At 35.2% G+C, this 25202-nt stretch carries 22 protein-coding genes and 1 riboswitch; of the genes, 1 reads left to right on the plus strand and 21 read right to left on the minus strand.

Going from position 1 to position 25202, the window contains the following annotated elements; translation table 11 throughout:
- Positions 1 to 11: 11 nt before the first annotated feature.
- The 17 genes from UMR38_07070 to UMR38_07150 all read right to left on the minus strand — a co-directional run bounded on the left by UMR38_07070 (position 12) and on the right by UMR38_07150 (position 20570).
- Entirely contained in the window at positions 12 to 1073 is a 1062-nt protein-coding gene (locus tag UMR38_07070) for a diguanylate cyclase (protein MEC9485622.1), read from the minus strand.
- Between the two features lie 287 nt (positions 1074 to 1360).
- Entirely contained in the window at positions 1361 to 1798 is a 438-nt protein-coding gene (locus tag UMR38_07075; protein ID MEC9485623.1) for a DNA starvation/stationary phase protection protein, read from the minus strand.
- 193 nt (positions 1799 to 1991) lie between these two features.
- Complete coding sequence (locus tag UMR38_07080; GenBank protein MEC9485624.1) at positions 1992 to 2648, minus strand: HAD family hydrolase; 657 nt, start codon at positions 2646 to 2648, stop codon at positions 1992 to 1994.
- Complete coding sequence (ribE, locus tag UMR38_07085) at positions 2641 to 3114, minus strand: 6,7-dimethyl-8-ribityllumazine synthase (GenBank protein ID MEC9485625.1); 474 nt, start codon at positions 3112 to 3114, stop codon at positions 2641 to 2643. Before ribE ends, UMR38_07080 begins: the two co-directional genes overlap by 8 nt.
- Positions 3111 to 4334, minus strand: a complete 1224-nt coding sequence (locus tag UMR38_07090; GenBank protein ID MEC9485626.1) for a bifunctional 3,4-dihydroxy-2-butanone-4-phosphate synthase/GTP cyclohydrolase II — start codon at positions 4332 to 4334, stop codon at positions 3111 to 3113. Before UMR38_07090 ends, ribE begins: the two co-directional genes overlap by 4 nt.
- Positions 4324 to 4962: a riboflavin synthase gene (locus tag UMR38_07095; protein ID MEC9485627.1), complete on the minus strand. Its 639-nt coding sequence runs from the start codon at positions 4960 to 4962 to the stop codon at positions 4324 to 4326. The genes UMR38_07090 and UMR38_07095 overlap by 11 nt, the downstream gene beginning before the upstream one ends.
- 12 nt (positions 4963 to 4974) lie before the next feature.
- Positions 4975 to 6060 (minus strand): bifunctional diaminohydroxyphosphoribosylaminopyrimidine deaminase/5-amino-6-(5-phosphoribosylamino)uracil reductase RibD, encoded by a 1086-nt coding sequence (gene ribD / locus UMR38_07100; GenBank protein ID MEC9485628.1) that lies wholly within the window; start codon positions 6058 to 6060, stop codon positions 4975 to 4977.
- A gap of 78 nt (positions 6061 to 6138) precedes the next feature.
- Positions 6139 to 6250, minus strand: a riboswitch (FMN riboswitch).
- A gap of 633 nt (positions 6251 to 6883) precedes the next feature.
- A complete protein-coding gene (locus tag UMR38_07105; GenBank protein ID MEC9485629.1) occupies positions 6884 to 9217 on the minus strand; it encodes a glycoside hydrolase family 2 TIM barrel-domain containing protein in 2334 nt (777 codons plus the stop codon).
- Positions 9195 to 10616, minus strand: a complete 1422-nt coding sequence (locus UMR38_07110) for a glycoside-pentoside-hexuronide (GPH):cation symporter (protein MEC9485630.1) — start codon at positions 10614 to 10616, stop codon at positions 9195 to 9197. The genes UMR38_07105 and UMR38_07110 overlap by 23 nt, the downstream gene beginning before the upstream one ends.
- Entirely contained in the window at positions 10609 to 12915 is a 2307-nt protein-coding gene (locus UMR38_07115) for an alpha-galactosidase (protein ID MEC9485631.1), read from the minus strand. The genes UMR38_07110 and UMR38_07115 overlap by 8 nt, the downstream gene beginning before the upstream one ends.
- Complete coding sequence (locus UMR38_07120) at positions 12908 to 13936, minus strand: hypothetical protein (GenBank protein ID MEC9485632.1); 1029 nt, start codon at positions 13934 to 13936, stop codon at positions 12908 to 12910. The genes UMR38_07115 and UMR38_07120 overlap by 8 nt, the downstream gene beginning before the upstream one ends.
- On the minus strand, positions 13929 to 15416 hold the full coding sequence (locus UMR38_07125; protein ID MEC9485633.1) for a UDP-glucose--hexose-1-phosphate uridylyltransferase: 1488 nt from the start codon (positions 15414 to 15416) through the stop codon (positions 13929 to 13931). The genes UMR38_07120 and UMR38_07125 overlap by 8 nt, the downstream gene beginning before the upstream one ends.
- Positions 15409 to 16401 carry a UDP-glucose 4-epimerase GalE gene (galE, locus tag UMR38_07130; protein ID MEC9485634.1) on the minus strand — a complete coding sequence of 331 codons (993 nt, stop codon included), beginning with the start codon at positions 16399 to 16401 and terminating at the stop codon, positions 15409 to 15411. Before galE ends, UMR38_07125 begins: the two co-directional genes overlap by 8 nt.
- A complete protein-coding gene (locus tag UMR38_07135; GenBank protein ID MEC9485635.1) occupies positions 16401 to 17567 on the minus strand; it encodes a galactokinase in 1167 nt (388 codons plus the stop codon). Before UMR38_07135 ends, galE begins: the two co-directional genes overlap by 1 nt.
- A 942-nt stretch (positions 17568 to 18509) precedes the next feature.
- Positions 18510 to 18989: a hypothetical protein gene (locus UMR38_07140; GenBank protein ID MEC9485636.1), complete on the minus strand. Its 480-nt coding sequence runs from the start codon at positions 18987 to 18989 to the stop codon at positions 18510 to 18512.
- A gap of 240 nt (positions 18990 to 19229) precedes the next feature.
- Positions 19230 to 19805 (minus strand): hypothetical protein, encoded by a 576-nt coding sequence (locus UMR38_07145; protein MEC9485637.1) that lies wholly within the window; start codon positions 19803 to 19805, stop codon positions 19230 to 19232.
- A gap of 459 nt (positions 19806 to 20264) precedes the next feature.
- A complete protein-coding gene (locus UMR38_07150; GenBank protein ID MEC9485638.1) occupies positions 20265 to 20570 on the minus strand; it encodes a hypothetical protein in 306 nt (101 codons plus the stop codon).
- A gap of 481 nt (positions 20571 to 21051) precedes the next feature.
- Here UMR38_07150 and UMR38_07155 point away from each other — a divergent pair, with 481 nt between their 5' ends.
- Positions 21052 to 21204, plus strand: a complete 153-nt coding sequence (locus tag UMR38_07155; GenBank protein MEC9485639.1) for a hypothetical protein — start codon at positions 21052 to 21054, stop codon at positions 21202 to 21204.
- Between the two features lie 389 nt (positions 21205 to 21593).
- Here UMR38_07155 and UMR38_07160 read toward each other — a convergent pair whose 3' ends face one another.
- The 4 genes from UMR38_07160 to UMR38_07175 form a co-directional block, all read right to left on the minus strand.
- Complete coding sequence (locus UMR38_07160; GenBank protein ID MEC9485640.1) at positions 21594 to 22211, minus strand: alcohol dehydrogenase catalytic domain-containing protein; 618 nt, start codon at positions 22209 to 22211, stop codon at positions 21594 to 21596.
- Between the two features lie 441 nt (positions 22212 to 22652).
- Positions 22653 to 23645, minus strand: a complete 993-nt coding sequence (locus UMR38_07165; protein ID MEC9485641.1) for a Fic family protein — start codon at positions 23643 to 23645, stop codon at positions 22653 to 22655.
- 286 nt (positions 23646 to 23931) lie between these two features.
- Positions 23932 to 24162 (minus strand): helix-turn-helix transcriptional regulator, encoded by a 231-nt coding sequence (locus tag UMR38_07170; protein MEC9485642.1) that lies wholly within the window; start codon positions 24160 to 24162, stop codon positions 23932 to 23934.
- Complete coding sequence (locus UMR38_07175; protein MEC9485643.1) at positions 24149 to 24475, minus strand: DUF6442 family protein; 327 nt, start codon at positions 24473 to 24475, stop codon at positions 24149 to 24151. The genes UMR38_07170 and UMR38_07175 overlap by 14 nt, the downstream gene beginning before the upstream one ends.
- Positions 24476 to 25202 lie beyond the last annotated feature (727 nt).

The raw sequence follows: 25202 nt of genomic DNA on the forward strand, positions 1-25202 counted from the left end.
AAAAAGAGGGATTACCTTTTTGAGTTCACAATGTTTAAAAACTCCTCTATAAGCATTGGACCAAATTGTGTACCTTTATAATCTATGAGTTCTTGAATAGCATTCTCTTTACTCATTGCGTTACGGTATATGCGGTCATTAGTCATCGCATCCCATGCATCCACAATACTTAAAATACGTGAAAGAAGTGGAATTTCTTCGTCTTTTAACCCTTTAGGATATCCATTGCCATCCCACCATTCATGGTGTGTTAAAATGTAGTATGAAATACCCTCTAAGGCTTCAACATTGCTCGCAATTTTATATCCAATAGATGGGTGTTGCTTCATTCGCTTATATTCTGACTCATTTAACCGACTTGGTTTTTTTAGAATTTTGTCTTCAATCCCAATCTTCCCAACATCGTGCAAAATGGCAAATAATTTAAGATCATTTAACTCATTATGCGATAATCCTATTCTTTGACCGAGTTGAACACATAAGTCTGCTATCCGATTCGCATGTTGTTCTGTTTCGTCACTGCGTTCGAACAAGGCTGTTTTAAGAGATTTAACAATGGAACTGCTTGCGCTTTCTTGGAGGATTAATTTATTGTTAAGCATTCGATCTTCCGCAATTGATAATGCTTCGTGGATGTTGGTTGTTTCCTCCGTACTAGCATAGCCTATAGCGACTGTGAGTGGAAGGTCAAAAATACGTTCTTTAATAATTTTTGTTTTAATTTCCTGAACATAGTTTACAAGGCGATCTTCATTATACCCATTGATAAAGAGACAAAATTCATCGCCACCAATACGAGCAATAAAAGCATCATCTTCAACAATATCTCTTAACATATTTGCATAGTTAATTAATGTATTATCCCCTTCATAAGATGAATACATTTCATTAATGAGTTTCAAACCATTTATGTCACTTAATATGATAGAGACCGTTTCCCCTGTCATAGAAAGTTCCTTCACTTTCTCATTATAACTACTTCGATTATGAACATTTGTCAAGGTATCATATTCGCGCAACTGTTTAATATTCAGTTGGGCATTATTAATTTTTTGAACCTCTTTATGAACCACATAGTATATAATCAGTGTAGAAGCAAAAACAAAAAATAACCCTTTAAGTGTTGAAAAGGACTGATATAATTTAACATTCGTGTTCAGATATAAAAGGGTAAGGTCTGTGACAAAAATCCAGATTGCGCTAAAAATTAAATAAATTATGGCAACCCGAAAGCAGACCCTAGATGATTATGTTTCATCATATCACCTCTCAAGATAATTTTATCACTAATAAGTGTAAGATTAAAGATATATGTTTAAATAAAAAAAAGGATATCCATTGGGACATCCTTAAAGAGTATTTATTTTAAAGCTGATTCAATGAACCAAATTTCTTTATCATAAGCAGCCACATGGTCTTCCATTAAAGCGACTGTGACAAAATCATCATTATTATCTGCTTCTTTACGAATGTTAAGCGCTGATGTTTTTAAGTATTCTAACTCTTCTTTAGCCACTTTCAATGCTTCATCAACTTTTATATTATCATTACTTAGCTCATTCACTTTACTAAGTTCTAAGTATTCTTTAGTTGATGCGAGTGGAAATTCACCCAACATTTTGACACGTTCAGCAACTTCATCAAATTTTAAGAAGAAGTCATCATATAATTTTTCTAAATATACATGGACTTGTTCAAAGTTTTGTCCAACAACATTCCAGTGCAAGTTATGGAATTTAACATTTTCAACTGATAAATCAGCAACATATTGATTCATTAATGTAATTTGAGTATTCATTTTAATTAAATCTCCCTTTCTGTATTTAATATAATATTGAAATGATTACAATTATATTATAGTCATAATTAACGCGTTTTGCAATTGTAACGCGTGTCTTTTTTTAATCGATTTAACCACCATTTCGAAGCTTATAATGAGTGATCATAAAAGAAGAAGTGTCCCTCAAAAAAAGGTAGAGAATTCTCTACCTTTATTCAAATATAGTCAGTAACGCTTTAATATTGTCTATGTGGTAAGTTGCCGGTTCTAATTCCTCTTTTGATCCGAAGCCATAGGTGCACGCGACTGTCGTAATGTTTGTTTTGATTCCGGCATTAATATCGTGATATCGATCACCAATTATTGCATAGTCAGCCGGATAGTTTTGTTTAATCACTTTTATGATGTCTTCCTTAGGTGCGTAATCATATTCCTCTGTACAGATTAAGGTATCGAAGTATTTACTTAAGTCAAATGTCTTATCATGGGTGGCTTTATATTGCATCTTACAATTAGATAAAAAGATAAGATGATACCCTCGTGCTTTTAATTTACGTAATACCTCGAGCGCATGATCATATAAAACTGCATGTTTTTTATCTAAAAGTTCTTGCATTGTTTGTGTAATAATTTGTGAGGCCTCTTGTTTTGCTTGAGAGCTATATTCAAGTGGAAAGTTTGCCCACATTTCTTTAGGCGATTGTCCTAAGAATTGTTTAATCTCTGCTTGAGACCACGTCTTTTCTTGGCCACCATATGCATTTAATAAATATGCGTAAGCTTTTCGAAAAGCTGGCTCATAAATATGAATACTATTATGAAGCGTCCCATCATAGTCGAGGATTAGTGTCTGATAGTGTTTAGGCATCCTTGTCGATATCACGGATGAGGTTAGCCATTTCAATCGCTGTCACAGCAGCGTCAAAGCCTTTGTTTCCTGATTTTGTGCCTGCGCGTTCAATGGCTTGTTCGATAGTATCAGTCGTTAATACGCCAAAGACAACAGGCATTTCTGAGTCTAGGCTAACTGAGGCAATTCCTTTGGTGACTTCCGCAGAGACATAGTCAAAATGTGGGGTTGCCCCACGAATGACTGCGCCAAGACAGATAATGGCATCATACTGTTGTTTATTTGCTAGTTTTTTCGCAATTAATGGCATTTCAAATGCGCCTGGTACCCAAGTGACACCGATATCATCTTCCTTAGCACCGTGGCGAATTAATGCATCTTTTGCGCCTTCTAATAATTTACTGCCAATAAACTCATTAAATCGTCCAACAACGATTTGTACCTTTAAATCTTTTGCGACTAATTTTCCTTGATAATTGTTCATTTTGTTTCCTCCTTAAATTTTAATAAGTGTCCCATTCTATCTTTTTTCGTTTTTAAATATTGATGACTGCGTTCATTATGATTGGTTTGAATTGGCACACGTTCAACAACTTCTAAGCCATAGCCAGATAGACCATGTATCTTTTTGGGGTTGTTGGTCATTAACCGCATTTTACCAACGCCAAGGTCTTTTAATATTTGTGCACCAATACCATAATCTCTAGCATCCTCTGGTAATCCTAAAGCAAGATTGGCATCAACAGTATCTAAGCCTTTATCTTGTAAGGCGTAAGCTTTAATCTTATTAATTAGACCAATACCGCGTCCTTCTTGACGCATGTAAAGTAAGACACCTTTACCCTCTTTATTGATGTTATCTAATGCGGCATCTAATTGATCACCACAATCACAGCGTTGCGATGAAAAGGCATCGCCTGTTAAACATTCTGAATGAACACGCACAAGTGTGGGTTCATCAGCCGTAATATCTCCTTTAACAAGAGCAACGTGATGTTCTTTATTTAAGGTGTTTTCATATCCAACCATTCTAAATTCCCCATGATCAGTTGGTAAGTCAGCTTCTGCAGAGCGCTCAATAAGTTGTTTTTGTTCGCTTCTATGTGCAATTAAATCCTCAATGGTGATCAGTTTTAATTGATGTTTCTTACAAAACGGTATTAAATCATCAACGCGGGCCATAGTCCCATCTTCATTCATAATTTCACAAATGACACCTGCCGGGGTTAATCCAGCTAAAGACGCCAAATCAACAGCCGCTTCAGTGTGCCCAGCACGTTTAAGAACGCCACCATTTTCTGCGATTAAAGGAAAGATATGTCCTGGTTTTTTAAATTCCTTACCGTTCGCTTTTTGACTCACTGCTTTTTGAATCGTTAATGATCTTTCATGAGCTGAGATACCTGTGGTTGTATCAATGTGATCAATTGATTCCGTGAAAGCTGTTTGAAACTCTTCGGTGTTGCGTTTACTCATCAATGAAATATCAATTTGTTTTGCCTGATCTTTTTTAAGCGGTAAACAAATTAACCCTCTTCCATGTTTTGCCATAAAATTGATGACTTCTGGTGTCGCGTGTTCAGCTGCGACAACTAAGTCGCCTTCATTTTCTCTGTTTTCATCATCGACAACAACCACCATTTTCCCGTGCTTAATGTCTTCGATAGCTTCTTCAATTGTGTTAAATTGTGGATTAGTAGCCATATTTTCTTAATACCTCCTGTGTTATGCCTTTTGATGTAGAAGCAGTGTTCATAAATTTTTCAATATATTTACCAACAATATCATTTTCTATATTAACCGTATCGCCTATTGTTTTATCGTGTAAGGTTGTTTCATTTTTCGTATGGGGAATTAATGAAACAGTAAAGGATGTAGGTGTCACATCAATTACAGTCAAACTAATACCATCTATTGCCACACTCCCCTTTGACACAATATAACGACTAAGTGATTCTGCAACACTGATTGTATATTTTGTGGCAATACCAACTTGTTGTTTCTGTTTAATTTTCCCGATACCATCAACATGGCCACTGACAATATGACCTCCCATTCGTGTAGATGGGGTAAGCGCACGCTCGAGATTTACTTTGGAGCCAACAGCGATATGTTTTATCGCCGTTTTCTCTAGTGTTTCATACATGACATCAACATCAAAGCTTTCTTGTTTAAGGTCAGTGACGGTCAAACAGACTCCGTTAGTAGCGATACTATCTCCTAACTGAGTCCCGTCGATAACTTTGTTAGCGGATACCGTTAAACTCACACTTTTTGGACGTTTTTTAATATATTTAATCGTACCTATTTCTTCAATGATTCCTGTGAACATTTGTGGCCTCCTTTATAATTGATAAATCATATACATATCTTCACCATATTGATCAACACGGACAAGTCGCATGTTAATAACGTCCGACATGTGGGCTATACCATTCCCACCAATAGGGGTTAATGCCTTATTACCCCCAATAAGTTTAGGGGCAATATATAATTGATATTCATCTATAATACCCGCTTCTAAACATGCGGCATTTAAGGTGCTTCCGCCTTCGAGTAAAATCCGTTTGATACCTTCATTTTTAAGCAAAATCATTAAGTGTTTTAAATCGACATGATTATCTTTTGTGTCACACAACAATGGAATTGCGCCAGTCTGTTTTAATTCTGCTAATTTTTCTTTAGAAAGTTGTTTATCAACAGCGATAAATGTTATGATATCATGCGCTGTTTGAATGATATTAGAATCACGTGGAATCTTGCCAGCACTATCAATGATGATTCTTGCCGGTTGAGATGATCTTGGCTTATCGAGTCTAACGGTTAATCTTGGGTTATCAGCAATAACCGTATTAACACCGACCATGACAGCGGATACTCGGTTACGTGTGTAATGAACTTGTTTACGTGACTCAGCATTCGTAATCCACTTTGAATGATGATTATATGTCGCAATTTTGCCATCTGCGGTCATTGCTGTTTTCAATATGACATAAGGCTTTGGTGCCTCAATATATTGTAAAAACGCCTTATTCAAATCACGGAAGAGGGTATCATCTGATTCGACTAAAACATCAACACCCGCGTCTTTCAAAAGTTGAATCCCATTACCAGCGACCAATGGATTAGGATCTTTCATACCAATCACAACTTTACTTATGCCAGCTTGAACAAGAGCATTTGCACAAGGTGGTGTTTTACCAAAATGTGAACAAGGCTCTAATGTTACATAAGCAGTCGCACCTGATACATCAGATGTGGCATTTTTAAGCGCATCAATCTCCGCATGATCCTCCCCATACTTATGGTGGTATCCTTCGCCAATAATGACACCATCTTTCACAATTACTGCGCCAACTAAGGGATTTGGATACACATGCGGATACCCTTTTTTAGCAAGGTCAAGAGCGCGTTTCATAAATTTGTCCATGATATAACAACCTCCAATAAAAAATGCCCTGAGAATAGACTCAGGGCATAATAGTGTCATAATAAAAGTAGTGCATATGACAAACTTCTTCCATCCAGACTTTACTGTCGGTGTAGGAATTGCGCCTACTCAGCTTTCGCTCGCGGACTATACCGCCGGTCGGGAATTACACCCTGCCCTGAAGTTCAATTTATACTACCACAAATAATATATTTTGTAAACTAAATTAGGTTTTATTTTGTCTATGATACTGTCGAAAAAGCACACTTAAGAGCATAGTTTAGTCTATTAATCCATGTGGCTATTTGTCATATTATCTAGTCATTATAAAGTTTTTAATTAGCTTGGCATCTAATCTGTAAGGGTTATAAAGTATACTATCGACAGAAATATAGTATGGTAAAAGACTATAAACTCAAACAGAAGAAGGTGCGATGATTTTTGGACAATTAATTGTCCAGCTGAAAAAATAATGTATGTTCTAATGTCTATATCAAACAAGACGCCAGCAGCAATAACAGGGCCGTTTTTTCCAACTGATGATTCCTGATATTGTTAGACGTATTACGAGTCGAAATCTATGACTCTTTAAGGAAATGTTTAGCCGAAAATGAGATGCAACTAAACGGCTTTCTAAGAGAGTGACTAGTAGCCTTTCTAGGGTCCGCATACATTATTTATTTAATTATTTGGTTAGCCCAAATGGTGTTCAACCGTTGTACAAAATGGTGTTACAGCCTCCAACAACGCTCTCAATTAATGTATCCCTTATAGGGTGTTTGTAGAAAAAAGTGGGGATTGTTAATAGTTGTTATTAAATGGTTTATAAAACGGTGATTTCAAGACGTTCGTCAGGGAACTCCTGAGTTGATATAATAGCTTTAGCTAAACCTTTTTTGCCTGTTGTTTTGACATGGAAACTGGTCACACCACCACGAAGTGGTCGTGTCTTTGGACCGATACATTCTAATGGACCATCAATAGTTAGTGTTACAGGTAAGGCAGAATAGAACAATCTATTGTCATTGTGATCTTTGTGCATAACAGTCATTTTAGTAACTTCATAGGTATCTGTTTCAGCTATCTCATTATCGTCTATTGTGACACTAAGATGATTAGAGTACGATGGTCCTACTTGTTTTGTCATCACTAAAGCACCATTTTTATATCCTTCGAAACGATAGGTTAATGAAGCTAGTCCCCATTTACCGACGTAATGTTCATACAATTTAGCAGCTTCATCAATCGATAATTTATTTTTAAACAGTACCCAAGCCATTTTAAGTTTCAATCGAAGTGGTAAGTTCATACCGTGTTTCATGATATGTAACAATATCGCTTTAATGGTGTCAGCATCTTTTTTTGAATAGGGTTCATTATCATGAATTAGATTCCCAATAAAATCGTCAATAATAATTGGGGGATGATCTAAATGTGTATACTCCTTTGATGGCTTAAAGGTTTTTATATAGTCTTCGTTAATGTAAAACTTGACTTCATCTAAATTGGTTAAGACAATAACCTCTTTAATTTCACTTGCTTCAAAATCACCAATTTGTAAATTAGATGCTATTTCTAAAATCGGTTCATGATCGTTTTGCGAAGCGTAGACATGTGCTGCATACTTTGTATTTCTAAACATATCTAGAACACCATGATAACAAATTTTATCGCCGCTTCCAAAGTCTTTATGCGTATTATAGTCAAACATACACCAACCAATAGCACCCGAAATTTTCGGATCTCTATAGGCATATTCCAATACATTTAAATGGCGTTTAACTTGGTTGATCCGGTGTATTTCATCATCAAATGGTTTTGTTGGATACATATGCCCGTTATATTCTGTCACGAGATATGGCGCAGTTTGTTTTGCGACTTTTTTAGGGGCTTCAAGACCGATATTATCGCCTCTATGAACAAAATCATTGTAAGTGTACACATCTTCAAAAAGTGTTGATCCTTTGAAGTTTCTAACCCCACCTGTTGGACGTGTTGGATCCAACTCATGCGCGATATGATTGGTTGCTTGATAGAATGAATCATCGTCAGGTGATTCATTAATACGAACCCCCCATAATATAATTGATGGGTGATTACGATCTCGAATGATCATCTCACGAACATTTTCTTTCGCAACCTCTTTCCATAAGTCATCACCGATGTGTTGCCACCCCGGCAACTCAGTTACAACCAATAATCCTATATCATCACACCGGTCTAAGAAGTGACGACTTGGTGGATAGTGAGAGCTTCTTACAACTGTACATCCTAAGTCATATTTTAAGATATCGGCATCGCGTTTTTGTGCACTTGAAGGCATCGCATATCCAACATATGGATAGGACTGATGGCGATTTAATCCACGCAACTTTAAGCGCTCACCATTCAAGTAAAACCCATCCACTTTAAAGGCGATATCGCGTTTGGCAAATCGTGTCTGATACAATAATACTTCACCACTATATATCTCAAGTGTATACATATTAGGAGTGTCAATATCCCATGTGTTTAGGTGACACGTTTCAACAATTTGTGTTGTCTCTTGATCCAAGCGTTGATCAAAACTTTTAATTAATGTGTCATCTTGTTTGATGGCGATTTTTGCTTCAATAAGATTCCCTTTTGTAAAGATACTGTGTATATCAATGTGGAGTAAATCTCGTTCAACATGAACAAACACATCTTCAATATGATTCGCTTCTTTTTCGAGCAAGGTCACTTCACGGTAGATGCCACCATATGTTAAATAATCAACAACAAATCCAAATGGTGGGACATCGGTACGTTCCGTTGAATCGACTTTAACAAACAATCGATTTTCCCCATTTTTTAAATGATCTGTAACATGGATTTTAAATGGCGTATAGCCTCCTTTATGCGAGCCTACTTCTATCCCGTTTAGATAGACAGTCGCAACGGTCATGACACCCTCAAAATGTAGATAGTACTGTTTATCAGTTTGTTTCTCTACCGTTAAGAATTGCTCATAACTACTAACAAATTGGTAACTACGCTCATCAAAATAGTGATATGGTAACTCTTTATTCGTATGCGGCAAGCGGATTTCTTCTGGACTAACGAGGGGCGTGTCAATAAAAGATGGGTCAAAATGATCAAGATAGTGCCAATTGTTATTGAGTGGTATCCGTTTCATCTTTTGCCTCTTTTCTTAATTTTAATTCTTTCACAATTAATGCGTATTTCGCTTCATCTAATATATGTGTTTTGTTAAAGACAAATTGCCCGATTAATAGTCCAAATAATGGTAAAATGAACATTATTAAACTCATTCCAAGTAACGTTGTACTAGATTGTTCAAAACGGGTAATCACGCCATTGATTTGTCTTGATGGAACAAAATTAATTATGGCAAGACCAATCCCGATGACCCCACTTGATAATCCCATTGCCATTTTCACAACGAAGGTTTGGACACTAAACGCAATAGATTCACTTCGTTTATGTGTTTTCCATTCTCCATACTCTACAGTATCACTCAATATAACAGTTTGAATAACCATAAATATCCCTTGTCCTAAAAAGACAATTCCCGCAAAGACAAAGAGGAGTACGACATGTGATTTAAATAAAAAGGCATTGAAGAATAATAGTATGAATCCAACAAATTGAATCAATATCGCAAGATTAAATATTTTTTTCCGATTGAAATAATTTCTAAGTTGATAAAAGACAATGGTTCCGAGCATTTGAAGGATGCCTCCAACAGCCATAAAGATAATAAAGTAATCACTATTTCCCACCGCATAGGTGATGTAATAAATCGCCATACCACTAGTAATGTATAGGGTGAAGTTAATCGTTAATACAACAACCATTACTACTAACAACTGGTCATTTTTCTTTAATAGTTCAAACATTTTTTTAAGTGATCGTTTTTCTTTATCGGCAGGTTGAATGTTTTCTTTTACATTTGTAACGGTGATGATTTCTGTAATGACAAAAATAACGGCAACGATAATTGCAAAAATAAGTAATCCTCTAATCTCAGCTTCAGGCGTATCTCCACCGGCTAATAGATGGGCGAAGGTAATATATCCCCCAGCAACAATAAAATACCCAATACTGGTAAACAATCGAGTTAATACCGTAACATCCTCACGTTCTTTTTGATCATAACTAAGCGCAGGTATCATTGACCAGAAGGGAATGTCCATCAATGTATAGGTCATACCCCAAAGCGTATAGAATGTTGTGACATAAACAAGTTGTATGATTGAGTTCGTTTGAAAGCCAGGATTTAAAAATAACATAACCAAGATAAAGGCATTTAATACTGTTCCAATTAAAATCCAGGGTCTAAATTTCCCCCATCTTGATTCTGTCTTATCCACAATGGTTCCCATGATGGGATCATTGATGGCATCCCAAATACGGACAACCATAATCATTACACCTAAAAACGCACTACTGATTCCAAGTAAATCATTAAAATAAAACATCATATATGTGCTCGTTGCGAACATCATATCTTTCCCTAGCCCACCAAGGGCATAAGCAAACTTCGTTTTTTTGGTTAGCTTCTTACTAGTCATTGTCTATCTCCTTAATTTTTTTTAGTATAAATAGTTGTGAATTATAGTCAGGTAAGGGCATAACCTGATCATTATATCCTGTTGATGTAAACTCATGCGGTAAAATTAATCCGTGGTGTTTTAGGGTTGTTGACTGTCTAGTGACATTGAATGTATTTGCTTTAAATAAGTATCTATTCGCAATGGTATTATAAAGCCATGAATGTACTTTTAAAGATATTGGTAATGCTTCATTCACTAAACTGCCGAAGGCACGAATATTAAAGAATTGTTCCCTAGTTTCTACAGTATATGACCCTTTGGTAAGAAGCGGTATTTTAATCCGCTCAATCCGAGGATTCGGTGTCATATGATGTTGGTAGACCATTACAATGGCTTGATCAAATGTATCATTATAAACAGCCCAAACATGGTATTTTGGGTGGGGAATGATTTGAAAATAGCCGTACTGAAATAGTGTACGATACGTTTTATAAAAAAGAATTTGTTTGGCAATAACTTTTTCATCAAAAGGAGTAAGTTTGGTCACATCAAGTTCATAGCCTAATACCCCAAATGCTGCCACATTAAACCGTGTTTCAAGTGGGGTCTTGCGAAACATTTGGTGACTCACTTCTGAAGCGACATGGTTACTCATGTTTGATAAAGGATAAAATAAACTAGCGCCTTCTTGAATGAGTAATCGTTCATCTGGATCAGTATTATCGCTTGTCCATGTTTGTGGCATATAGTACATCATCCCTAAGTCAGCACGATTTCCACCACTTGCACATGATTCAAACAAAACATCCTGATGCCGTGTTGTTAGTGTTTCGATTATACGATATAAGCCCATTGTATATAGATAGTGATGGGCATAAGGATTATCACCTGGGGTATAACTATCGGTTAAATTACGATTATGATCCCATTTAATATAGGTTATATTATAGGTTTTTAATAACTCACTCACTGTCTCAATGATAAAATCTTGAACAGCTTGTTGAGCTAAATCAAGAACTAGTTGGTTTCTGCCAATGCTTGGAACTGTATCAGGCAGTTGAATTGCCCATTCTGGATGTGCTATATAGAGTTCACTATTAATTGATATCATTTCTGGTTCAATCCATAAACCAAACTCAAGTCCAATCGCATTGATTTTTGTAATGAGTTTTCCTAAGCCTTTTTTAAGTTTCTTCGGATGTGTCTGCCAATCGCCTAGAGACGATGTATCATCATCCCTATGTCCGAACCACCCGTCATCTAGACATAGCAGTTCCATCCCAAGTTTTTTTGCTTTTTTGGCGATGGCTATTAACTTCTTTTCATTAAAATCAAAATAGGTTGCTTCCCAGTTATTAATGATAATTGGGCGTGCTTTTTGATGTTGTTTTGGAATGACATACGCATTAATAAACTGATGAAATTGATTCGCTAAATGGGTTTCATCTTTAACTGAATAACTCAGAATAACTTCTGGTGTAATAAAGGTACTGTCTTTGGACAAAGTATATCGAAAATCAAAGTGATTAATTCCTAATGTCACCCTTAACAAGTCGTGAGGTGTCACTTCGAATGTCGCTTCAAAGTTACCGCTATACATTAAAATCATACCCGTTATGCCAACATCATCTTGCAACATAAACGCTGGATTATGATCGGCACTAGAGACGCCTTTTTTACTGTCTATTACAAGTGTCCCTTTTGTCAGTTGATAAGTATTTTTGTGTTTTTCTCTAATCCATGCGCCATCTAGTTTTGTTAAGACTTGCTTGTTATATAAGAGATCAAGATTGATACTACTTGCCCGATCAAGTACAACATCATCACTCGAGCAGTTACGTATCTCAGCGTGTCTTGTTATGATATTTTCACGCGTAAACACAGAATAATATAGCGCCAACTCAAGATCTAAAATATCGTCATATAAAATAACTTTTAACGTTTCTTCTTTACGTGATAACGGCATATTTTTTACGGTATAGTTCGTTATGATGTGGTGGCTTTTATACGTAAAATCTGTCGTTCTAATTCCATCTTTCCCTTCAATATGAAGCATCGGCAAGCGATAGTCTCCTTTGCCGTATGTCGATGCTTCTAGTTTGACATGATTTAACATATATCCTCTTGTGTCGGCACGGTATGATGTTGCACTACCTAATTCAAACGCGTAGCGTTCTAAATAGGCATCTATATTATCTAGAACATCGAGATGTTCACCATAATATAAGTGTTCTAAATGATTGTGTTCATTGACACAAAAGAGGTAACTCGTCGTTTCGGTTGAAAGGTGAAAGACTTTATCTGATATCTTAATCATATGATTGTGTCACATCAAATCTGTAATGGGTAGTGTAATGATAGTGCTCGCCACCACTTAAAATACCATCTTCACAACCCGGTATATGAATGCCATTTGGTGGTAACTGTGTTTCAAAACAAATGCCCATATGTAATACACGATCAGTCATATGTTTAAACGTATATCCTTGGTTATGATTGTCAGTATAAACCACAACACTTGGATAGTCAGTTGTAATCATTAATGACCGTTTTGAAGTAGGATCATATAGATTTATCTCTTTTTTATCACCAAACAGTAATGGATTATCTATTCCCTTTTCTGGTTTTGCTAATATTTCTTTTGTCATATGGTTACCAATTAACGAGGGGTGGTTAAAGTCCAAATGTGTCCCTGTTACTGGTTTAATTGTGACGGGTATGAAATCATCATCTAATGCCAAATAGCGATCGGCTGTCATGTGAAGCACTTGATGTAAAACCGATTCTTTCATGTTTCCACGTAAGTTAAAATACAAATGACTCGTTAAGTTTATCAGTGTCTCAGCGGTCGTATCTGCCTCAAAGTCAATTGTGAATGATGACCCTTTGATCGTGTATGTTATCTTAAACGTTTGCACACCAGGATAAAAACTTTCTTGGTCACTTGATGTCTTGAAAGTAATACGTGTCTCACTGTTTTCTTCAGTGACTTCAACATCGAAATTAATGTTCATAATACCGTATCTACCACCGTGTAAATGCGCATTTCCATTGTTTAAGTTTAAAGTGATTTCTTCTCCTCCAAATGTATACGGGCCTTCCGGTAAACGTCCTGCTGTTGGACCAATAATTTGATTAAGAAAGAGTTTATTATGATCATACTGTGACAACGAATCAAACTGCATAACGACACTTTCAAACTTGCCTGAATGATCTTTGGTTTGAATATCTAAAATCGTTGCGCCAAGTGACATACACTTAAATTTCATATCGGGTGTTTCAACATTAATTATAGTAACGTCATGATGATGTATTTTTTCTGTTGTTTGTTTAAGCATTTAAAAACCCCCTAATCATTTTATCAAATGCTCGTTGTCCTTGATCATCTTGTTTAAAGACACCTGCATCTTCTAAACAATACATGAATTCTTTGGCTGTTTCTTGATAGACAAATGCTTTTATATTGCTTGTCGGTTTGTTATCTTGTAGTGTCTTAAACCAATCGTGATGATGTTCTAGACCCTTAGGCAATGGGGTACTATTTGTGAGCGCCTCAATAATGGCGTAGAGTTCAGTCTTTAATCTAGCTGGCAAGACGGCTAACCCCATGACTTCAATTAGCCCAATATTTTCTTTTTTAATGTGATGGTGTACCTGGTGGGGATGAAAAATACCCAGTGGATACGCATCACTTGTTAGGTTGTTTCGTAATGTCATATCTAATACATATGTACCATTTTGATATCTTGCGATTGGTGTAATGGCATTGTGAGGCGCATCAGTATGACTATAGATGCCAACAGATTCATCGCTGTAATTTTCCCAATAGTGATATAGTTTTATCGCAACTTTTTCAAGTTTTTCTCTGTTTTTAGACGATAATCTAATGACCGATAGAGGCCAATAGAGTTTTTCTAGTGTCACGTCGTCTAATTGTACAGATGTTAACACATCTGCAGATTCAATGGGAAAGGTATGTCGTCCCCCTTGATAATGTTCATGGGACAAGATACTGCCTCCAACAATTGGTAATCCCGCATTACTGCCCAAGAAGTAGTGGTTAAATCGTTCGACAAAGTCAAACAACCGTTTAAATGTTTTTTTACTGACTTTCATTGGTGTATGATCTTTGTGTAAGACGATACAATGTTCATTATAGTAAACATAGGGTGAATACTGTAAATAGAAGGGTTCGTTGTTCAAATCAATGGGGATCACACGGTGAGATGTTCGACCCACATTGGTAGTATACCCACTATATCCTACATTTTCTTTACATAGTAAACACTGAATATGGCCTTTACTAGATTGTTTCTTTTGTTTAATGATGTCTTTTGGATCCTTTTCGGGCTTACTTAGGTTGATGGTCATATCAAAGGTGCCATACTTTGTCTTTGATTGCCATGTGATATTCTTTTCTATGCGGTCTGTCTTAATATAATTACTTTGTTTTGATAGTTCATAGTAGAAGTCAGTTGCTGCTACTACGTTAACGTGCTCTTTAGCGAAAAACTGTTGATTTAACTCTGATGGACGAGGCAATATCACATCCATACATTTAGCTTCAAATATATCTTCTTGTGAAACGGAATCGTATGCCAATAAGTGGTTTGCTTTAGCATATGCGATTAGTGGTTTAATTAACTCAGTTGGTCGATTTGTTTTATAGGCATTATCAATCTCGCAATCTATAAATACATCAAGTTGACACAAATCAGCAAGTCTGTTTAATGCATAGGGGATATCATCTTCTGTTAATAGTTGATTATACTTGCCATAATAAACAAGGGATTTAATTGCGCTATGTATATTAGTCATTGTGATACCCATTTGGATGAGACTCGTGAAACTGCCAAGCTGCTTTTATAATATCTTTTACATGGGTATATTTTGGTGCCCACTTTAATATGTCTTTAGCTTTTTGACTAGATGCGATTAATCTTGCGGGGTCTCCTTCTCTACGACCTTTTACAGATGCCTTGATTTCTAGATTTGTAACATCTCTAGCCGCTTCAATCATTTCCTTAACACTGTATCCATCGCCACTACCTAAGTTAAAATACGTACTGTTATTGGTTTTTTTGACATAGTCAATTGCCAAAATATGCGCATCAATTAAATCCTCGACATGGATGTAATCACGAATACAGCTGCCATCAGGTGTATCGTAATCATCCCCAAAGATATAAATTTCTTCACGTTGCCCAAGTGGTACTTGTAAAATCAGGGGAATTAGATGGGTTTCAGGGTTATGTGCTTCTCCAATACTTCCATCGTGATATGCCCCTGCAACATTGAAATACCGTAATGCAATATGTTTAATACCATATGCTTTTTCAGCCCAGTGCATCATATGTTCCATTGCAAGTTTTGTTTGTCCGTAAGGATTCGTTGGTAACTCTTCCATATCTTCTGTAATTGGCATTGTTGTTTGTTCACCATACACTGCAGCTGTTGAACTAAAGATAATGTAGGTAACGTTTGCTTGATGCATTGCTTCTAACAAACAACTAGTGCCATAAACATTGTTATTATAATACTTGAGCGGATTCTTCATACTCTCTGGCACAATACTAAATGCGGCAAAATGCATGATTGCTTCAATTGCTTCTTCTTGAAATATTGAGACTAAGCGATCGGTCTCTAAAATACTACAGTTATAAAATGTGGCGTTTGGGTCAACTGCTTGTTCATATCCTGTTGATAAATTATCGACAACCACTACATCGTGGCCATGATTTACCAACATTTTTACAGCATGTGAGCCAATATACCCAGCGCCTCCTGTGACACATATACGCATTATAGCAACTCCTCTATATTTATTTTCTTTGTCCCATCTGATGGGTTTGCTTGATAGATATCTGTATGTAAATGTATTTTTGAGGTATAGATGTTTTGAATTTGTTGTTCATTTGCCACGTTGAATGACGTTTTAACAATCGCCACAATGCATCCACCAAATCCTGCGCCTGTCATCCGCGCACCAATCGCACCTTCTTTGAGAAAGGCATCAACTAAGACATCTAGTTCATGACAGCTTACCTCATAGTCATTTTTTAAAGACATATGACTTTGGTTGAGAAGCTCACCAAAAGATTTAATATTCCCTTTCTTGAGTAAATCAACGGCTTGATTTGTTCGTTTTGTTTCAGTCACTACATGGCGAACTCTCCGAAAGAGGAGGTCATCTTTTAATACATGCTCAACAGCTTCTAAATCGGTGAGCTCAAGTGCACTTAAATACGGAACATCTTTATAGTCTTTTTGAATGATTTCTAAGGCCGCTCGACATTCATTAACACGTTCATTATATTTTGAATCAGCTAGTTGTCGCGACTTATTAGTATTGGCAATCATTAACTTATACTCCTTTAGAACAAACGGTACAAGTTCGTAATCGAGTGTGTCAGTATTCAAAAAAATAGCATGATCTTTTTTCCCCATTCCAACCGCAAACTGATCCATGATACCACATTTCACATGAATATAGTTGTTTTCAACATCTTGAGCGATTTGCACAAGTTGCTTACGGGGAATACCTAATGCATATGTTTGGTTTAATATAACGCCAACGAGAACTTCTAATGCTGCGCTTGATGACAGTCCCGAACTACTTGGTAAATTAGAATAAAACACAATGTTTAATCCATGTGAGGGGATTGTGTCTAAACACGCTGCCATCATACCTGAGATAAAGTTTGCCCAGCCTCGTTTTTTAGCATACGCCAAATCATTCATTTGAATCATAATAGGACTATCATTCATCTGTAAACTTTTAACTTTGAATTGTTGGTCGTTACGTTTTGTAACAAATGCATAAATGCCAAGTTCAATCGCTGCTGGAAAGACATTTCCCCCATGATAGTCAATATGTTCACCGATTAAGTTCACTCTTCCAGGTGAAAAATACACCTCTGGTGTATCTTTCAAAAATACTTTGTTTTGCTCAATGAGTTCTTTAATCATTGTGCTTTCCTCCTAAAAATATTTGCTTTGTCATAATAGCGGTTGATGAGAGTTACCAAAAAGTTATTGTAATTCTTGTCATCTATTTAATGAAGCTCTTTAGTGTTTCCGATCCTTCTATAAAACTATTCAAAATGCGTACTATCCATTCAAACGTCAAGTTGTGGCGATAGCTTCTTAATAGCACCTACAGTTTTTAAAACTATCTGTAGCTAGGCATCGGTACCTTATTTTTAGTTCCTTGTCTGGTAAGTTCTTCATTAGCACAATCAAATGAATCTAACGGTAATTGAATCAATTTAATATTACTATATCTTTCGTTACTTTCATCAGAATCTAAAGTACTAGAAAACTCTAAATTTTGGCTGTTTCACTTGATGACCCCAACTTAATACATGCATGATAAACACATTACGTATCTCCGTATGACATAAAAAAACGTTTAACGTTAGTGTCGTGAAAACCGATTAATTATAGTTAGTTCATCAATAATAAATTAATCTCTTGTCTAAAAAACCATGTTTCACATTTTCTTTTTGAAGAATCTTTACCAATATTACTCTAAAGTATGTGATCCAAGAGTTGGGTCACATACTTTCTCAACGCTGTTTCTATCAGTGTATCCATTTTTAAAACCAATCAATGATAATTTTACTCATACCTCACTGACTGTCTGTTGCGTATAATGTCATTAACTATTTATTTACATCAGCAAGTGTAACAATTGAATAATTATTGCATTGCCCTATTTTGACATCCTAAAATTGTTGGTTTCTGTTTATATTTCAAGTATTATTATACCAAATTAACCGTAGTTTATAAATGGTTGATTTTATAAATCAAACAATAAAAAAGGCTGAATGATAATACCTCTAAAAAAGACATGATCCAATAAACCATATCAAGTCAAACTTTAAAAGGAGGACTATCCATTAGCCTTTGTTATTTGTTTAGACCAAAATGGTCTTCAATCTGAGTCACTTTTTCATTGATATCATCTTCAAGGCTCTCTCTTGTAATGCATAAAAAACCACTGTCTTTAAATTCATCCACAAGCTCTTGTCGATTACAGTATTGAATGACATCTTTGTATCTTTTAAGATTACCTTCAGGGTCATCAGTCTGTTTAATCACGTTGAGTAAGAATTGCTTTTCTTCATCTTCACGATTAAAAAATTCATTCATTGAAATTTCTGGCGTTGTTACCATATAGACCACACGACTAGGATCACTAATCTTTTTTAGAACCCGATGTGGCAAGTTGGTATCGACAATAACTTTTTGATCTTTTGCAATTGAAATAAGCTCAAGTATTTCAAAATCAATGAGTTCTTCGCTAACGCCTTTTAACCAAGCATAATAGTGTTCTTTATCACGCGTGACGAATTCTTCCCAACCAGACATTGTTTTAGAGTAATTCATATGAGGGTGTGTTTTAGGAGTCGTCAAATTCAGAAATTTATCATATTGATAGTTTTCTTCACAATGAAATAAGTCATACTTATCCGCTAGTATTTTGCAGGCAGTTGATTTCCCGCATACGCAGTACCATTGATAAAATATACGTTTTTTAAATATTCTTTGATAATATCATCTATTAAATTCATCGATAAACACCTGTCTTTCTTGGGATTTTAATCGTAATAGCACCATGCTTAATGGCTATGCTTTATGATTGTTATGTTCTTTAAACTGCGCTATAAGACTATGTATAAACTGAACCACAAAATAAAACATCACAATAAACGCTAAGCTAAGTGTCAACCATTTCAACACTGATACAACAAATAACATATAGACAAGCCAGTTATATGTCATAGGGTAAATAGCCATAATGATGGTAGCTAAAATGTTCTCAAAGTAATCGAACAATATTGCCATTATCGGCAAGATATAATGGTTAGTTTTATAATTGATCTCAGTCAGTTTTGACAAAAGCGCAATACTTGCCACTATAAATATCGTATAGACAAGCGGCCATATAAGATCAAATGTCCAACGCATTAGGATATAAAACTGTCTTCCTTTGTGACCATATTGTTCAAGCATATTATAAAAGTCATCAAGGTAAAAGTTAAAGTTTGTATCAGGGCTGTTACTTACGCCAACTAACAGCATTTTTATGTCAGATACAGCTGGTAAAATAAACAAGATAAACAGGGTAAAAATACCCAATATAATGAAGAAATGCTTACGCGATATACTGTTGTAAAACTGTAATAACCATCTTGAAATCATACCTTTTCCTTTCCTTTTAGATTTAGTAAATAGAAAAAACAAAAGCTAAATTCAGCGCCATATGTGTCATCAACACACTCTCAATCATACTTTTAGATGAACGCTTAATCCTATGTTTTACATAAAATCAATCCTAAATCTGTGCCTAAACACAAAGATAACCAGATGTGATTCATGCCCTTTAATAGTATCTACACTGAAAAAGCAAAAAGATAAAAAGCTGAGCTGGTATAGTTGCTTTGGGACCTATGTAAGTAGCCGATTTAGATATTGTCCGATATAACATACGAAAGAGAGATTAAGTGCATATAAGATATAAAACACTATGGTAAGACCCTATGGTTTCAATAATCATTGAGATTCTCAGTTAAATTGATCTATTTTTATTATAACATGAGAAAATATAAAATAGTATGCTTCTTTAAACAAAAAAAAGGCACTATTGTGCCCCTGTAAGGATTAAAAGACTGTTGCTAATACAGATATAATCATTGCCATAAATAAGATAAAACCACCAACGACAATTCCAAATCCATAGCCTAAAGCCTTATAGCGTTTGTCTTGTATACTTGTAATCATGTTGATGATAACTAATACAATACTTAGACCAATAATTAGATAGACAATCACAGCCATCCAATCAAAAAACATTGCGCCATCATACATACGGTTTGCAATAAATAAATAAGCAAGCCAGAAGATGTCTAAGCCAAAGAGACTAAACATCCATACTTTAAATATAGTGTACCATTTAATGTCATTCATGTTGTTACCTCCATTCTAACTCAATTATATCCAAATAAGGCGAAAGGTAAAACCATTTCGCACTGGCGTTGCAATTGACATATCTAATGTTAATTAGAAAGGCCTATAAGCGGTGCGATATCACTTGTAGTTTAGTTGAAATCCGATATAAAAAATTGAATAACATGAATACGGCGTTTAAAAAATAAAACGACATTTAATTGAAATATGGGGCGATGAAGTAGATGCAAAAGAACTATTATTGTTTATTATGATAATATCTTTAATAATTATGGGAGTTTATCTCTTATCACCACAAGTAGCCGGTCAACAGGTCTTTTTTTACTTAGTTGGAACACCGCTTGGGTTCATCATCACAGTTGTTTTATTTACACTAAAACAGATTATACAAGAAGGAGAAGAGAACTAATGGATATTTTATTATTACTATAAATGATTATTACCGTAATCATTAGCACTTGTATTAACAGGTGTCGACCCGATGATTATACTTTCGTTTTTTATCGCCTTGTTTGTAACGTTAGACTTAACCAATACAAAACCTATAGCCTTAGCTGGATTGCCTGGAAGTGGTATGAGTAGTCCGATGGTTGAACATGCTATTGTCATCAGGGATCAGGACAATCTTCCCTAGCTTTCCAGGTTTTTTAAAATATTCTTGTGCTTTTCTAGCTTCTTCTAAAGGGAATGTACGATCAATAATTGGTTTCACCTTATGTAAAGAGACAGCTTGAAGAAGTTTTTTATACTCTTCTTTTGTCCCTAAGACAGATCCATACATGGTAATGTGTTTTAAGTATAATGTTCGAAAGTCTAACTCTGTCTTTTGTCCTCCTGCGGAACCAGATATACAAAATTTCCCGCCTTTTTTTAAGACCTTAAGTGAGAGTGAAAACAGTGCGTCTCCAACCACGTCAAGAACACCATCAATAGGGCCACCATTAACTTTTATAATTTCTTCTGCTAAGTTCTCAGAACGATAGGATAATACATATGTCGCACCATATTCTTTTAATGGTTTTTCTAAGTCTTTATCACCAATAATGGCAATGATTTTTGCCCAAATACATTAGCAGCTATCTGGACATTATATAATCCTACACCACCGTTTGCGCCAGTAACTAGGATGGTCTCACCTTCTTGAATTTTTAGTTGTTCAGCCATATGCCAAGCGGTGAGTCCACTTACTGTGATAGCCGAACTTTTTGTATAGTCAGGTAAAGGCATAGGAAAGCATAAGTCGGCAGGCCAAACAACATACTCAGCATAACCACCATCATATTCTGATCCTATAAATGCCATATCTTCTGAAATGTGTTCTAATCCATCTGTGCCACTTGATGTGAAGGGAAACAACACGACATCTTTGCCAATCATACTACTATCAACATCTTTGCCAACTTTGACAATCGACCCTGCGATATCCGATCCAGGTGTCCTAGGGAAATCAACACCTTCAGGTCGCCATCCAGATTTCTGACCCTGCCCATAGGCACCTTCACGCATCCAAATCTCTGTGTTATTAATACCACAGGCTTTGACCTTCAATAAAACCTCATGATCTTTTGGTTCAAGCATATCATGAGTAACGATGTTTAGTTGATCCAATCCACCATATCCAGTTACTTTTACAGATTTCATAATGACCTCTTTTCTACAATGTCTTCTTTATGAGAGTACATAATTATGATTACCAATATTATGTTATCATATATGCTTTTTAGTTTTTCTAAGCTTATATTTGTCAAGATAATTTTAACATATTTAAGTGCATTTAGATACGTAAGTTGCAAAACTCCACATTAGGATATCTTTATATTGGATGTTTTTATAAATTGCATCCAATTAGTTCTGTTAATAGATATTTCTCTTTTATGCTTTTTGCAAATAAAAAACCGAAGAATATCACAGTAGTAAGACATACTGTATTTATCTCCGGATACGGGCTTAGATGGTGGAGAGTACCCACCTCGAAGTTTACCCGTATCCTTTTGCCTTAGAAAAATGGATTTACGGGACTTAGATGAGCTGTTTTGGGGTTTTGGTGAAGATACAAGTTTTGGGTCTTGTTTCTCCGCGATTTTAATAATTAACTGTTTTGATATATCGTTGGTTTCTGCTTTTTGGTTTATCAGGTATGGTCATTTGAATCAATCCAGACTCTAAAGCAGGATCTATATAGTTATTTTTGAAGGATGCTCTTGACTTTAAACCACAAAGTTCCATTAACTCTAAAGCAGTATAGGGTATTTCCATATCCATTACTGATAATAGTTTCTTTACTTGGATACTATAACCAATCGACTCAAGATTAGATTGATTGATCGTTCTTGTAATGGTTTCAAGGATTGCATCAAGCATAAACTCAATAAACACATTTGAATTCCCTTGTTTATGGCAAATAGCAATTGCATCATAGTACTCTTGTTGGCGCTCTTTAATGATCGATTCTACTGGTAAATAGGCAAATATTTCTTCTTCAGAAGCTAATAGGCATGTTTGAAATAAACGCCCCATACGTCCATTCCCATCACTAAACGGATGGATAAACTCGAACTCGTAATGGAACACACTTGATTTGATTAATATATTCTCTTTGATATTGTTCAGATAATCATAAAGGTTTGAAATCAATTCAGGTACTCGGTCATGAGGAGGAGCAATGAAGATTACTTTGTCTCCATCAAATACACCTTCTTGTTTTAGACGGTAGCTTCCGGCATCATCAATAAGAGATTCCATCATTATCCCGTGATATTTGAGCAAGTCTTTACTCTCGTATGGATTTATTGTTAGTATATCATCATAGCATCGTATAGCGTTTTTTGCTTCCAAGATGTCACGTTTTGGACCGATTACTATTTTTCCATTTAATACATCACGAACCTGATTTTTTGTCAATTTATTGTTTTCAATAGCTAAAGACGAATAGACAGAATGAATACGGTTTGTTCGTCGCAATCTTGGTTTGTTGTCTAATCCACTTGAGGAAGTCAATTGACCAATCAATTTCATAATTTTGGAAATATAATCTATCATTTTTGAAGTAATTTCATACGGAGGTTTATAGGCCATATTATCACACCTTTCAATATAGTAATATTATATCATTCGTAGATGTAATAATCAATTAACATATATGTTTTCTTATATGTTTTCTTACATTGTACTTAACTCAGATTACATTCTTTTTGAATATCAAGGTAAAAAAGCATGGAGGTTTTCATCAAGTATTATTGGTGTAATATGCATAAAACAATCCAACTTTTCCTTCTTTTTATTACAGTGAAGTGCACTTCCATATATATTGCATATAAAAAGAACTAAAATGATCAAATCACCATAGTTCCTTAATAATTTGCTATTGCAAATCAAAATAAAATAGTTCTTCAAACTTCTTATCTAATATAATACAGAAGATCAAAGCCAATTTAGCAGTGGGGTTAAATTTACCACTTTCTATTGCTCCTATTGTCTGTCTAGTTACACCTGACATTTTTGCTAAATCTTCTTGCGTTAGAGATTTTTCTGCTCGTGCAATCTTGAGTTTATTCTTTAGTTCTAAAAGGCTATTATCATTAAATGATTTCATAATTGTCCATCGTTAGATATGTTGCTATAAAAAAAAGCACAATAGAAATCACTATAAAAACCATATTCATTCTTTTATTTCGATCATTTTTGAATAATGAGTAAGACATAAATCCTGCTTGTCCCATCATAATCATTACCAAATCATACGTAAAGTCTAATCCTTTAATTATCCTTAGAACATAAATTATCGCAAGTACTAAATAAACTCCCCAGAATGCCCAATGATATGAAACATCTTTTATTTGCTTTTCTCTTTCATCTAGTTCCTCTTTGTCTTCATAAATTCTTTTCATTAATTTTTCTTTGTCCATGTTTTCCTACCTCCTGCATATAATATATCACAAACAATATTTAAATGCTAATAAAACTTTACAATATGTTAGGTTTTATATGCATATGGATGTTATGGACAAACTTTTTTTACGACCTGCACTACATATAATATCAAATGAATATGAACACGAAAAACCGCTGATTTACTGTGTTATATCGTTCATAAAATCCTTATTACAACATGTCTGGTACATTTCAAAATGAGTCAAATTCCGCTTGATTTTTACTAGTTTTTGCATTTAAAAACCCGAGAATTGATTGTAGGTATTTAAACTTTTCAAATTCTCGAGATGCGGACTGAAATGGTGGAGAGTACTCATCCCGAAGTTTACCCGTATCCTTTTGCCTTATAAAAATGGATTTACGGGCTTTAATTGTGCTATTTTGAGGTTTGAGTGAGGGTACAAATTTTTGCACACTACGAACTGTTTTTACTTGTTTCTGTTTGATGGTATAGTAGAAATATTCATGTAGTTACTATTTTCAATTACTGTTTGATTGTAGTTTGAATTCTTTATGTCGACGATTGGATAGGTTACAATTAATTGAACAGTTTTCTTATGGAGTATGTTAAACTAAAACAGGTAAAGAAAGAAGGAAGTTAACATGGCTCAAAAGAGAAGAAAACGAAGAAAGTTTACAGAGAAGTTCAAAAAACAGATGGTTGAACTAGTGCAATCAGGAAAACCAAAGAGTGAGGTTATC

Origin of the sequence: Candidatus Izemoplasma sp. (assembly GCA_036172455.1) — a bacterium.
In the GTDB taxonomy this organism is placed as follows: Bacteria; Bacillota_I; Bacilli_A; order Izemoplasmatales; family Izemoplasmataceae; genus JAIPGF01.

Bases quoted from the DNA above. Each gene is read 5' to 3' on its own strand.
- UMR38_07075 (MEC9485623.1), bottom strand. From the start codon at position 1,798: ATGAATACTCAAATTACATTAATGAATCAATATGTTGCTGATTTATCA.
- UMR38_07080 (MEC9485624.1), bottom strand. From the start codon at position 2,648: ATGCCTAAACACTATCAGACACTAATCCTCGACTATGATGGGACGCTT.
- ribE (MEC9485625.1), bottom strand. From the start codon at position 3,114: ATGAACAATTATCAAGGAAAATTAGTCGCAAAAGATTTAAAGGTACAA.
- UMR38_07090 (MEC9485626.1), bottom strand. From the start codon at position 4,334: ATGGCTACTAATCCACAATTTAACACAATTGAAGAAGCTATCGAAGAC.
- UMR38_07095 (MEC9485627.1), bottom strand. From the start codon at position 4,962: ATGTTCACAGGAATCATTGAAGAAATAGGTACGATTAAATATATTAAA.
- ribD (MEC9485628.1), bottom strand. From the start codon at position 6,060: ATGGACAAATTTATGAAACGCGCTCTTGACCTTGCTAAAAAAGGGTAT.
- UMR38_07105 (MEC9485629.1), bottom strand. From the start codon at position 9,217: ATGAAACGGATACCACTCAATAACAATTGGCACTATCTTGATCATTTT.
- UMR38_07110 (MEC9485630.1), bottom strand. From the start codon at position 10,616: ATGACTAGTAAGAAGCTAACCAAAAAAACGAAGTTTGCTTATGCCCTT.
- UMR38_07115 (MEC9485631.1), bottom strand. From the start codon at position 12,915: ATGATTAAGATATCAGATAAAGTCTTTCACCTTTCAACCGAAACGACG.
- UMR38_07120 (MEC9485632.1), bottom strand. From the start codon at position 13,936: ATGCTTAAACAAACAACAGAAAAAATACATCATCATGACGTTACTATA.
- UMR38_07125 (MEC9485633.1), bottom strand. From the start codon at position 15,416: ATGACTAATATACATAGCGCAATTAAATCCCTTGTTTATTATGGCAAG.
- galE (MEC9485634.1), bottom strand. From the start codon at position 16,401: ATGCGTATATGTGTCACAGGAGGCGCTGGGTATATTGGCTCACATGCT.
- UMR38_07135 (MEC9485635.1), bottom strand. From the start codon at position 17,567: ATGATTAAAGAACTCATTGAGCAAAACAAAGTATTTTTGAAAGATACA.
- UMR38_07140 (MEC9485636.1), bottom strand. From the start codon at position 18,989: ATGAATTACTCTAAAACAATGTCTGGTTGGGAAGAATTCGTCACGCGT.
- UMR38_07145 (MEC9485637.1), bottom strand. From the start codon at position 19,805: ATGATTTCAAGATGGTTATTACAGTTTTACAACAGTATATCGCGTAAG.
- UMR38_07150 (MEC9485638.1), bottom strand. From the start codon at position 20,570: ATGAATGACATTAAATGGTACACTATATTTAAAGTATGGATGTTTAGT.
- UMR38_07155 (MEC9485639.1), top strand. From the start codon at position 21,052: ATGATTATACTTTCGTTTTTTATCGCCTTGTTTGTAACGTTAGACTTA.
- UMR38_07160 (MEC9485640.1), bottom strand. From the start codon at position 22,211: ATGAAATCTGTAAAAGTAACTGGATATGGTGGATTGGATCAACTAAAC.
- UMR38_07165 (MEC9485641.1), bottom strand. From the start codon at position 23,645: ATGGCCTATAAACCTCCGTATGAAATTACTTCAAAAATGATAGATTAT.
- UMR38_07170 (MEC9485642.1), bottom strand. From the start codon at position 24,162: ATGAAATCATTTAATGATAATAGCCTTTTAGAACTAAAGAATAAACTC.
- UMR38_07175 (MEC9485643.1), bottom strand. From the start codon at position 24,475: ATGGACAAAGAAAAATTAATGAAAAGAATTTATGAAGACAAAGAGGAA.